Here is an 11,115-nt window from a genome sequence, read left to right on the forward strand (position 1 = left end):
CAGCCAGGCGTAGTAGCCGCTGCGCTGCACGCCAAGCACCCGGCACATCGCCACCAGACGGAACTCGCGGACGTGCGCACGCATGAACGCGTACTTCGCCCTTACCCCTTGGCAAAGTACGCGGCGGCTTTTTTTAGGATGTCGCGCTCCTCGGTCACCCGCCGCAGCTCGGCCTTGAGCCGGCGGATCTCGGCTGAGTCGGTCGGCGCTGCTGCAGCACCGGATGCCGGTGTCGCCTTCCTGGCGGCCTGCACCCATCCATAGAGCGTGTGCTTGGGAATACCGATCCGGGAGGCGACGTCCACCACCGTGAAGCCACGCTCGATCACCTGCTTCACCGCCTCTGCCCGGAACTCATCCGTGTACTGCTTGCTGTTGCCCATAAACACCTCGGTCATTGCCATCAATTATGGCAACCGGATGTCTACGAAAGGCTGGCCGGTCCACTACCTGGTCTGTCTGACGAGTACGATTTTCACCGATCCTTCACGGATAACCGGCGCGAAGAAGCGGGGCCGCAGCGGCCCCGCTCACCTGCTGCCAATCAGTTCGCTTGGTAGGCCCAGTGGCGCCGCGTAGAGTCGTAGCGGAAGGTCGCACCCTTCAGCCCGATCTCAGCCGGTTCGGAACGGTTGGTATTCACCGGCGATACGCGGGCGTAGTGGTCACCGGTGGGATTGCTGATCTGGTAGATGTCACCATCAATGCCCCGCGCCGGCAGCTGCATCATGTCCGGCGTGGTGATGTCCTCGGCGGGGCTGCCGACCACCACCTCGGTCCAGCGATGCTGCGGCTCCGGCAGGTAGGCTGCGGACTGCACGCGGGCTTTTCCGCTGCGCGCATGCCACTGGCCATCGTCTGCATCGAACACGAACGCACAGACCTGCTGTGCCGCGCATTGCTGGGGAGCACTCGCCCCCCGAATGGCAACGTCACGATTGCGCTGGTTGGAAAAGGCCAGCACGGCCTGCGAAGTCGCGCGCTCCGGGAGCTGCAGCGTACCGATGTCCTCCCTGATGGCGGGATAGACCACGGTCATGGCGTGGTGCGAGCTGGGCAGCGGCCCCTTGTGGCTGGCAAGCACCGAGATGTTGCGGACGGAGCCGCTGGAGTGAGCCAGCCATCGTTGTTGTGCCCCGGCCCAGTAGAACTTCAGATCCGCCGACGTGTTGATCGGAAGATAGACCAGGTCGGCAAACTCGGTTCGTTCTGCGTCCAGGCGCGAGCTCCAGGCCGCGCCGTAGCTCAATTCGACGCCATCCAGGTTGTTCGCTGCCGCCGGCAATGTCAGCTGCGCTGCCCAGTCGCCGTTCTGCAGGTCGAAGTGCAGCGTGCTGTAGCCCGACGGCATTGCGCCACTTCCGCCATTGGTGCTCGGCGAAAGGTAGGCCTCAGCGGCCATGGCAGCCGGGGCAGCACAGGCCATCGCCAAGGTCAATCCTGCGGCGCGGGAAAGTCGATTCATCGGAATGTCTCCAGTAATGAGGGGCGCCAACGGCCACACGCTGCGTGCGGCAACCTGGCTTCTTCACTTTGGAGACATCGGCAGGACCAAGCTGTCTGACGAGTGCGATGTCTTATTCGACGGAATTCGAATTCACCCGGAAATGACGCCTGGGCCAGTGGAGAGCGAGTGAATCTCACCGCGTCAATCTGACGAGGGTTGCAGGACACCTACCGGGTAGCGGAACCCAGCTGCACGTCAGGCGCATCCTCATGGCAACCGCACGGCTCGATCACCACGTCCGGCCAGCTGCTGCACAACTGCCTTCGCTGAGCCGGCGAAGCGTAGATATAGACGTTCAACAGATCCAGGAACCGCTTCTGGCCATGCGGCGACAATCGGGAAAAGCTGGACATCAATGCGGCGATGCGTACATCGAGCAGGCGCGACACGGCGGCTCCGTCGGCAGGTGGGTTTGGCCCTTCCACCCTAGCCGCCTGATCGGCCGTTTCCATCGGACAACGCCTGATTTCTGCGTGCTCAGTCATCATCGTTCCTGCGCGGCCCGCGTGCCAGCCGTGCCCCCTGTGATGCCGACACCATGCCTTCGTTGAGCGCGTACTCGAAGATTTCCGCGCTGCGCTGCAGGCCCAGCTTGCGCATCGCCGAATGCTTCTGCGTGCTGATGGTCTGCCGGCTGCGCTGCAACTGCTGGGCGATCTCCTTCTGGGTCTTTCCCTCGGCGATCAGGCGCACTACTTCGGCCTCACGGCGCGTCAGCACCGCCTGTTCAATGGTCGCGCTGCCCAACTGGCGCTCGATCTCCGGCGAGAGATAGGGCCGTCCCTCTTTCGCCGCACGAATGGCCTCGGCCAGCTCTGGAATAGGGTCAGCCTTGGACACGATGCACGACACCCCTGCCCTGCGGATGCTGGCCAACACCTGTGCGCCACCCACGCTGGTCAGTACCACCAGCGGCACGGCCGAGAAGCGGCGGCGCAGGAAGCCGACCAGCGCCACGCCATCGCCATACTGGCCACCGGGCATCGAGTAGTCGGTCACGGCGACATCCACGGGAAACCTGCCCAGCGCTTCGACCAATGCCGTAGAATCCTCGACGCCTGCCACGACGTCGATGTCCGGCACTTCACCCAGCGCCTCCCGCACACCGGCCAGGATGACGGGATGGTCATCGGCGATGACAATGCGGATGCTCATGCTGCATGCTCCTTGAAGCGGTTCGTATGTTTTCCTGCTGTACGGCCAGCCATTTCCCGAACGACCGGACCTCCCATTCCATGATCCAGCTCGCCATCCGCGTTGCACTCGCCGATGACCATCCGGTTATCCGCCTTGGCGTGAAGTCGGCGCTGGACGAGGCGCCTGCGATCCACTGCATTGGCGCGGCGACCGATTCCACCGGCCTGGTGGCCCTGCTGGAACGCGAGCCCTGCGACGTGCTGGTGACCGACTATGCGATGCCGGGCGGCATCCACGGCGATGGTTTGGAGCTGCTGGCGTACCTGCGCACGCACTTCCCGCAGTTGCGCGTTGTGGTGATGACCGGCCTGGAACAGCCCAGCCTGCTCAACCGCCTGGATGCGCTGGGCGTGCCCGGCATCCTCAGCAAGGGCGACGACCTGCACCACGTGCAGGCAGCGGTGATGGCGGTGTACGCGCATCGCCGTTATCTCTCGCCCAGCGTGGCCGAGCTGCTGCAGCGCAAGGAAGTGCGCCGCGTGACCGCGCTGTCCGAGCGCGAGCAGGAAGTGGTGGCGCTGTTCATTTCGGGGCTGAGCGTGGCCGAGATCGCCGAGCGCTTGGGCCGCAAGAAGCAGACGGTCAGCACCCAGAAGATCAACGCCATGCGCAAGCTGGGCGTGGAGCGCGATGCGGAACTGCTGAAGTTCGCCTCGGACCTGGGCCTGGATGCGCCCGCAGGCTGAGCACGCCGCCGCGCGGCGGCATGGGCGGCGGCTCATGGCTGCGCCTCCAGAGCCTGGCGATACTCCTCCAGCCGGACGTGCAGCGCCTGCTGCAGTTCATCCAACGTGGCGTCTGCCACCGGCACGCCGTCACGCAATGCCGCTTCCACCGCCCCGCACTGCTCGGCCAACAGTGTTTCGCCCAGCATCTGCAGTGCCCCCTTGAACGCGTGCACGCGCTCCAGCAGGCGCTGCGGGTCGTTCGCTGCGCGCGCCTCGGCAATGGCCTGCAGATCCTTGTCGCCGGTCTCGACGAAGATGCGCCGGATCGCGGCGGAGACCCTGCGGCCACCGGCGGCAATGCCCGATGCCACCGGGCGCGGCGTGCGCGCATGCACCTTGCTCAACCCGGCTTCCAGCCGGTCCAGGTTCAAGGGCTTCAGCAGCAGGTCGTCGATGCCGGCCGCCAGGCAGCGCTCGCGCTCACTGGCCAGCGCGGTGGCGGTGATCGCCAGGATCGGCAGCGAGTGGCCCCCGCTGCGCAGCTCGCGCGCCAGCGCGTAGCCATCCATCACCGGCATGTTGATGTCGGTCAGCACCGCCAGGTAGGTATCGTCCTGCCACATCGCCAGTGCTGCGCGGCCGTCCTCGGCCGCATCGACGGCAAACCCCAGCTCTTCCAGCTGCTGCTGGATCAGCTCGCGGTTCACCGCATTGTCTTCAACCAGCAGCACGCGCCCGCGCGCGTTCACCACTGTCGCGCGCGTCGGCTGCGGTGCGGGCATCGAACTGTCGTCGGCGCCAATCGCCAGCAGCAGAGCATCGCTGGCGTAGCAGGTCACCTCGGTGTAGTCGCCGCGCTGCTCGGGATTCAACGGACCTTGTGCATGCGCCACCACCGCATGGTGGTGGGCGGCCGCCAGCTGCCGTTCTTCCTCGCGATCCCACGGGCGGTGATCGCCGATGATCAGCAGCACGTCGCCGCCGGTCTCGGCCTGCGGATGATCGACAACGGTGACTGCCGCACCCCACTGCACCAACAGGCGCTCGAACTCGCTGCGCCATTCCGGCGACGATGACAGCATGGTGATGCGACGACCCCGCAGTGGCTGCCGCAGCGGCGCCGTTGCGGCCTGCGTGCGTACCGGCAGCTGCAGGGTGAAGCTGCTGCCCACGCCCACCGTACTCTGCACCGACACCTGGCCGCCCATCGCCTGTGCCAGCTGCTGGCACAGGGCCAGGCCCAGGCCGCTGCCACCGTAGCGGCGCGAAACGCTGGCATCGGCCTGCTGGAAGGGCTGGAACAGCTGCTGGGCCTGTTCGTCGGTCATGCCGATGCCCGAATCGACCACCTGCACCCGCAGCTGCGCGGCGGCGCCGTCGATCAGCAGCTCGGCGCGCAGCAGGATGCGCCCGGAGGCGGTGAACTTCACCGCATTGCTGACCAGGTTGTTGAGAATCTGGCGCAACCGGTGCACATCGCCGATGCAGTCCTGGCCCGCCGGCGCCTCCACCGCGAAGTACAGGCGCACGCCCTTGCGCAGCGCGTCGGGCGCGTACAGCAGCGCCACGCCTTCGATCAGCGGCCGCAGCGGGAACGGTGCCAGCTCGACATCCAGCTGCCCGGCTTCGATCTTGGAGAAATCCAGCACGTCGCTGATGATCCGCATCAGCGCATCGGCAGAGAAGCGGATGCGGTCCAGCCGCTCGCGCTGGCCCGGCTGCAGCGGCGATCGTCCGAGCAGTTCCAGATGGCCCAGCACGCCATTGAGTGGCGTGCGGATCTCGTGGCTCATGGTGGCCACGAAGGCCGACTTGGCACGGGTGGCGGCTTCCGCCGACTGCCGCGCCGCTTCGGAGTCCTCGCGTGCGCGGCGCAGGTTCTCTTCCAGTTCCACCTGCGCGGTAACGTCGCGCAGCGCGCACACCCACACCGCCTGATCGTGATACTTGGCCAGCGCCAGGCTGATCTGCAGCTGGGTGGCATTGCCTTCGTCGGCCGACCAGTGCAGGTCCAGAGATTCGTCACCCTGCACGCTGCGCCCGGCCTCGGCCAGGCGTGCGTACAGCGGCGCCACCTCGCCTTCCGGCGCACTGCCCTCCTGGACGGAGTGCACCAGTTGCCGCGCGGTGTCGTTCTCCAGCAGCGGGCGTCCACTGTCGCGGGCGAGCAGCGCCAGCCCGATCGGTGCGGTACCGATGATGGCGCGGCTGAGCGCCTCGCTTTCGTACACCCGCGACGCATCGGCCAGCGCTGGCGCAAACACGCGCCGGTCGATACGGCGCAGCAGCCACCACAGCAGGGCGATGATCAGCAGCGCGCTGATCCAGCGGATCAGCAGATAGGTGCCCTGTGCCTGCCAGATGTCGGACCAGTCATAGACATGGCTGAGCGTCCAGTCCACGCCAGGCAGTGTGCAGGCCAGGATGAAGCGACCGTTCGCGTAGTGGCGCGCCGGCTTGGTGCCCAGGCCACTGGCGACGGCGGCCAGTGCCAGCGCCTGCTCGTCGCCGGTCAGCCCGCCACTGCTGAGCACGACGCGATGGTCGCCGGTGGCCACCAGGTAGCGGCCCTCTTCACGCGCCTCCAGGCGTGCCCGGATGGTATCGGTGGATTCGAACACGACACGCCGGAAGTACGGCGTGGTGCCTTCGGCCATGGTCACCGTGCCGACCAGCGAGGCCTGGCCGTTGAAGGGGTTCACCGCGAAGTGCGAGCGCAGCCGCCCCTCGCGCGATGCCGAGCGGATCGGGCCGGGCCGCGGCGCCAGCCGCCGCACGTCGGGCTCGTCGCGCAGCAGCCGCGCAAACGCCTGCTGGCGCGTGGCCACGCCGAGGGTCTGCAGCAGCTGCGCCTCATCGCGCAGATTGGATACGGCCAGCAACCGCCCCTGCGGCTCGTAGGCATAGACCGTCACCGAGCCCGGCGCCTCCTGCGAGGTGATCGAATCGGCGGTATAGGCCGAATAGACCTCGATCATGCCCAGATAGGCACTGAGCTCGTGCGCTGGCAGCGGGTTGTCCTGCAGCCCGAGCACCAGCCACGGCACGGCCGTGCGGCCCTCGGCACGCACCAGGAGTTCCTCGCCCTGCGCATGGAAGCGTTCTGCAAGCGCGGCGCCGGCGTGCTGCAGGACCGGGCGCTGGTCGCGCCAGAGCACGTCGTTGCCGTTGACCACCGTGGCATACGCGCGGTCACGCTGGAACAGGAAGTAGTCCATCGCAGCCCGCGCTTCCATGAACGACTGCCGTTCACGGCCATGGAACTCTTCCACGTCGGCGATGGAGCTGACGATGGCCGCCAGCAACACCAGCACGGTGATCAGGGCGCCGCCGCCGATGAGGAGGCGCTTGCGCAGGCGGCGCAGGTCGTCCAGGCGCGCTGCGGCAGCCGAGCTTCCTGCGGTGGGCGCGGTTCCGGAACCTGCCATGACATTGATCCTGACGTGGGTGCCCATGCAATTTATCCGATTGCGACATTGACTGGCGGCTCTGGCTCGCTTTGAACCAGAGCCTGATACAGCGATTCGCTGGCATAGCAGGACACCACCTGCCCCTCCCCTTGCCACTGCGGACGCAGCGGACCTTCGCGGCAGACCCGCACCCACGCACGGCCGGAGCGCAACACCCCCTCCCATTCACCCGGGCCAGGCTCGAACATCACCACCGTCGCCTCCTCGGGAAGTTCCAGCCATGGGGCCTGTGCCAGCACTTGCGGTGTGACCACCTGTGCGCCGAAGCCGCGCAGCCGCCGCTCAAGTTCGGTGCGCCACGGCCCGGCAGCGGCCAACAGGCCCACCACCCGGCCTGCCAGTGGTACGGCCGCGACCTGCGTGACCGAGGTCGCCAGCGGGGTTTCGAACGCGAAACGGCTGCCGACCCCAGGCGTGCTTTCCACCCAGATCCGGCCGCCCATGCGTTCACAGAGCTGCTGGCACAACGCCAGGCCCAGCCCGGAGCCGCCAAATCGCGACAGGATGGTGGTGTCTGCCTGCACGAAGGGTTGGAACAGGCGGTCGCACTCTGCCTGGCTCAGGCCGATGCCGGAATCGGTTGCCTCCAAACGCAACCAGGCCTGGGCAGCCTCGCGACGGCATGACACACCCAGCTGCACGCGACCGGACGCGGTGAACTTCAGCGCATTGCTGGCCAGGTTGCGCAGCACCCGCTCGATCGCCGCCATCGGCGCCACGGCACCTTCCGGCACGTCGGCGCCCACCACGCAATCGAGCTGCAGGCCCTTGGCATTGGCCATCGGGGCGTACAGCAGTGCCACCCGCTCGAGCATCGCCGCCGGTGAGAACCGCTCGGGCGACAATGTCCACTGGCCGGACTCGATGCGCGACAGGTCCAGCACGTCGGTGATGATGTCCATGAGCGAATCGGTCGACTGGCGCAGGCGCAGTACCCGTTCCATCGACTCTGACGGCAGCGGCCCGCGCGCCAGCAGTTCCAGATGGCCGATGATGCCGTGCAGCGGCGTGCGGATCTCGTGGCTCATCGCTGCCACGAAATTCGACTTGGCGCGGCTGCGTGATTCGGCGGCGGCGGTCAGTTCCTGCTCGGCCAGCAGGGCGCGCATGTCGTCGCTGATGTCTTCCACCATCAGCAGCACGCCTCCCGGCCACGCGTGCCCGCCGCAGTGGACGTGGGTACGGTGGAACAGTCGCTGCTGCGGATCGCTGGCCAGCGGCAGCTCGCCGCCGAGGATGACCGGGCCATCGGCCAGATCAGCCTGTTCGACCGCGGCGCGCAGCTGTGGAATCAAGCGGCCACCGCTGGCGCGGTCCATCCGCTGCAGGGGACTGTTGAGGTCCTGTACCTCACCACTGCGGGCATCCAGCAACGCGACCCCGACTGGAACATAGTCCAGCAGCAGGCGCAGGCGCTGGTCGCGCGCGTAGATCGCCTTGACCTGGCGCAGCGCCGGCATGTACATGCGCTTGTGCAGCCATAGCAGGAAGATCCACAGCACGGCCAGCGCGGCGATCAGCGAGGCGCCGCCCGACAGCAGCATCGGCGCGATGCCGCGCAGGATGTCGCGCCAGCGGTAGGTTTCCACCAGCGTCCAGGGCGTGCCATTCACCGCCAGCGCCAGGGTGAAGCGCCCGTTGTGGAAGCGTGCGCGGGTGGCATTGCCGAGCAGTACCCAGTCGGCGTCGGCGCCGCTGACATCACGTGCATCCTCGTGGCTGGAGAGCACGCGCAGGCCGTCACGGTCCAGCAACATCAGGTGGCCCTGGCTGTTGCGGCGAAGCAGCGCCTGCAAGCGCGCCAGCGGTTCGTACGCAACGAAGGTGGCAATGGGTGCATCTCCGGCGCTGGCCTGGAACACTGACACCAGCGAGGCTTGGCCGGTGATCGGATGGCGGCCGAAGGTGCGCTGCGGTGCGTCGCTGCGTGCCAGGCTTTCCAGCAGCGGCACCTGGTCATGCAGCGAGGCGGGGGCCAGCAGCTGCGCAGGAGCCCGCAGGTGCTCGAAGATCTCGTCGCGCGAGCGCGTGCCCAGTGCGTCGGCCAGGCTGCGCTCGGTCAGCCCCTTGTCCAGTGACAGATACTGTCCACTGGGATCAAAGAAATAGGACGCTCCCACCGGCTCGCCTTCATCGGAGGTTCGGGTCAGGCGCTGGATCAACGAGACGGCGGCACTCAGCTGCAGGTAGCGCTTCAGCTCCTGCGGCTGCCACTGCAGTGTCTGCAGGCCGAGCGCCATCTGCGGACGGCTGCTGTCGTCAGCCACCACCACCAACCGCTGCCCACCCTGCAGATAGGCCAGGTACATGGCATCGGAACTGGACTGGCCCAGCCGTACATCGTGGCCCCAGGCGTACTCGGCCATGTTGGCCAGGCGGGCATAGCTGGCGTCCTGTCGCGCCAGCTGGATCTGCAACGCGTTGTGGGCACGGCGGAAATCGGCAATGCGCCGGGCCTCGTAGGCGTTCACCTGCACCACGATGAGCGTGACCAGCACGCTGATCGACAACAGGCTGAGTACCGCCCCGCAGGCCAGCATCAGCCGCCGCGGGTAGCGCCGCAGTGCCTGCAGCTCGCCACCTTCGGCCGGCCCTGCCCCGGCACGGGCGTGCAGGCGATACAGGGACGCTGCAATGGCTGGAGGGGACGATGGCATGGCAACAGGCGACGCGGTGCGCTCGCAGAACTCGAAAGGAGAGCCAGCATGCGTCGGCGGCGCCCGCGTCGATGTAGGACGATGTCCAATTTCGGGGTTTGGGGTGTCGCATTCCCCCCACTATTCACGCCAACCCACAATTCGTACTTGTCCGGTTCCTGTCCATTCCGTCCGCCGCAACCCTGTTCATCTCGAAACAGCAGGGCACGGAGAGACGGCAATGTGGGCACGACGCATGGGCGAACGCTGGTGGCTGCTGCGGCTGCTCAGCCGGCATGCACTCGATCAGGCCAGCCTGCGCCTGGGCGGCTTCGCCGCGCGCCTGCTGTCACCGTCGCAGCAACGGCGCGTCGCCTGCCAGATCTCTGCCGTGCTGGGATCCTGCCTGCAGACCCGTCGCTACCAGCGCACCTGTAGCGCCCTGCAACAGGTCGGCCTGCCCGCCGGCACGGCGAGCAGACTGGGCAGCATCATGCTGGCACATGCGTGGTTGCGGCGCATGCGCCTGCGCCACCTGCGCTCACTCCCCTTCCCCGCCGTGAAACGGCATGCGCGCCTGATCACCTGGAAAGATCCACAGGCGCTCTGGGCGTCGGGCGCGGGCCGACGCCGTGTGGTCTGCCTGCTGCCCACCGGTGATGTGGAGCTGGCAATCGCAGCCGTACTGGGTAGACCCGGTGCGCCCGCGCACTATTTCATCCGCTGCCCGCACGCTCCAGGGTCGGCGGAGCATCGAATCCTGTCGGCACTGCAGAGCCAGGGCCATCGCCTGGACATCGGTTCATCGTCCAGGCCCGGCCAGGGCTGGCGGCAGCTGCGACGCGGCGCCACGATCATCGCGCTGCTGGATCCGCTGCTGATGGCACGTTCTGCCCTGCCGGGACATCGTCAACCCGCACCGTTGCGGCTTGCGCGACTGGCGCGGGTGCCGGTGCTGCTTGCCGGGCATCGTAACGATGACGACGGTGCCGGTACCCTGCACGTGCTGGGTGAGTTCCTGCTGGATGGGAGCGCCGCGCAGTTGGACGCGCTGTACAGCGCGGTGCAGGCATTTCTGGCGGCATCACCGCTGGACTGGATGGCGCCGGCGGGGTAAACCCGAAGGCCGCAGAGGGCGAGTCCCGCTGCGGCTGTTGGCTCAGGCTACGATGAGCGCGACGTTGATGTTGTTGCGGGTGGCATGCGAGTACGGGCATACCACGTGCGCCTTGCTGACCAGATCGCGTGCCTGCTCGCTGTCGACGCCCGGCAGCGAGATGGTCAGCGCCACGTCGATGGCGAAGCCGGTGGCGACCGGGCCGATGCCAACCCGACCCGTGACCGCCGCATTGTCGGGAATGCTGACGCCTTCCTGGCCGGCCACATGGCGCAGCGCACCCAGGAAGCACGCGGAATAGCCGGCCGCGAACAGTTGTTCCGGGTTGGTGCCCTTGCCGCCAGTGCCCCCCAGCTCCGCCGGAGTCGACAGCGCGATATCAAGCACCTTGTCCGACGACGCAGCACGTCCTTCGCGGCCGCCGACGGCGGTAGCCTGGGCGGTATACAGGATCTGTTCAATGCTCATGGAATGCTCCCTTTTCGTGGTTGCGCGACCGCGGACGCGGCCACGACCTGCA

8 protein-coding genes and 1 pseudogene are annotated in these 11,115 nt (G+C 67.3%); 2 read left to right on the forward strand and 7 right to left on the reverse strand.

The window, feature by feature from the left end; genetic code table 11:
• The 4 genes and pseudogenes from ACM0PY_RS02450 to ACM0PY_RS02465 all read right to left on the reverse strand — a co-directional run.
• Window positions 1-383, reverse strand: a pseudogene (locus ACM0PY_RS02450) (transposase); the annotation flags it as partial.
• A gap of 161 nt (window positions 384-544) precedes the next feature.
• On the reverse strand, window positions 545-1,465 hold the full coding sequence (locus ACM0PY_RS02455; protein ID WP_180884314.1) for a hypothetical protein: 921 nt from the start codon (window positions 1,463-1,465) through the stop codon (window positions 545-547).
• A gap of 209 nt (window positions 1,466-1,674) precedes the next feature.
• Complete coding sequence (locus ACM0PY_RS02460) at window positions 1,675-1,992, reverse strand: hypothetical protein (protein WP_414609335.1); 318 nt, start codon at window positions 1,990-1,992, stop codon at window positions 1,675-1,677.
• Window positions 1,985-2,662 carry a response regulator gene (locus ACM0PY_RS02465; protein ID WP_070489829.1) on the reverse strand — a complete coding sequence of 226 codons (678 nt, stop codon included), beginning with the start codon at window positions 2,660-2,662 and terminating at the stop codon, window positions 1,985-1,987. Before ACM0PY_RS02465 ends, ACM0PY_RS02460 begins: the two co-directional genes overlap by 8 nt.
• A gap of 80 nt (window positions 2,663-2,742) precedes the next feature.
• On the opposite strand from ACM0PY_RS02465, the gene ACM0PY_RS02470 reads away from it, so the two are divergent.
• Complete coding sequence (locus ACM0PY_RS02470; protein WP_053500238.1) at window positions 2,743-3,390, forward strand: response regulator; 648 nt, start codon at window positions 2,743-2,745, stop codon at window positions 3,388-3,390.
• A 32-nt stretch (window positions 3,391-3,422) separates the two neighbouring features.
• Here the strand turns inward: ACM0PY_RS02470 and ACM0PY_RS02475 are convergent, their stop codons facing one another.
• On the reverse strand, window positions 3,423-6,800 hold the full coding sequence (locus tag ACM0PY_RS02475; RefSeq protein WP_180884312.1) for a hybrid sensor histidine kinase/response regulator: 3,378 nt from the start codon (window positions 6,798-6,800) through the stop codon (window positions 3,423-3,425).
• Between the two features lie 32 nt (window positions 6,801-6,832).
• Window positions 6,833-9,499 carry a sensor histidine kinase gene (locus ACM0PY_RS02480; protein ID WP_134972070.1) on the reverse strand — a complete coding sequence of 889 codons (2,667 nt, stop codon included), beginning with the start codon at window positions 9,497-9,499 and terminating at the stop codon, window positions 6,833-6,835.
• Window positions 9,500-9,719: 220 nt separating this feature from the next.
• Between ACM0PY_RS02480 and ACM0PY_RS02485 the strand changes: the two genes are divergently transcribed.
• Window positions 9,720-10,595, forward strand: a complete 876-nt coding sequence (locus ACM0PY_RS02485) for a hypothetical protein (protein WP_134972071.1) — start codon at window positions 9,720-9,722, stop codon at window positions 10,593-10,595.
• A gap of 42 nt (window positions 10,596-10,637) precedes the next feature.
• Here ACM0PY_RS02485 and ACM0PY_RS02490 read toward each other — a convergent pair whose 3' ends face one another.
• Window positions 10,638-11,063, reverse strand: coding sequence for an organic hydroperoxide resistance protein (locus ACM0PY_RS02490; RefSeq protein ID WP_134972072.1), 426 nt, complete (start codon window positions 11,061-11,063; stop codon window positions 10,638-10,640).
• Between the last annotated feature and the right edge of the window lie 52 nt (window positions 11,064-11,115).

Source organism: Stenotrophomonas sp. BR163 (assembly GCF_047520985.2).
Taxonomy (GTDB): domain Bacteria; phylum Pseudomonadota; class Gammaproteobacteria; order Xanthomonadales; family Xanthomonadaceae; genus Stenotrophomonas; species Stenotrophomonas sepilia.

Coding starts and splice junctions, on each gene's coding strand:
- ACM0PY_RS02455 (WP_180884314.1), bottom strand. CDS start 1,465: ATGAATCGACTTTCCCGCGCCGCAGGATTGACCTTGGCGATGGCCTGT.
- ACM0PY_RS02460 (WP_414609335.1), bottom strand. CDS start 1,992: ATGACTGAGCACGCAGAAATCAGGCGTTGTCCGATGGAAACGGCCGAT.
- ACM0PY_RS02465 (WP_070489829.1), bottom strand. CDS start 2,662: ATGAGCATCCGCATTGTCATCGCCGATGACCATCCCGTCATCCTGGCC.
- ACM0PY_RS02470 (WP_053500238.1), top strand. CDS start 2,743: ATGATCCAGCTCGCCATCCGCGTTGCACTCGCCGATGACCATCCGGTT.
- ACM0PY_RS02475 (WP_180884312.1), bottom strand. CDS start 6,800: ATGGCAGGTTCCGGAACCGCGCCCACCGCAGGAAGCTCGGCTGCCGCA.
- ACM0PY_RS02480 (WP_134972070.1), bottom strand. CDS start 9,499: ATGCCATCGTCCCCTCCAGCCATTGCAGCGTCCCTGTATCGCCTGCAC.
- ACM0PY_RS02485 (WP_134972071.1), top strand. CDS start 9,720: ATGTGGGCACGACGCATGGGCGAACGCTGGTGGCTGCTGCGGCTGCTC.
- ACM0PY_RS02490 (WP_134972072.1), bottom strand. CDS start 11,063: ATGAGCATTGAACAGATCCTGTATACCGCCCAGGCTACCGCCGTCGGC.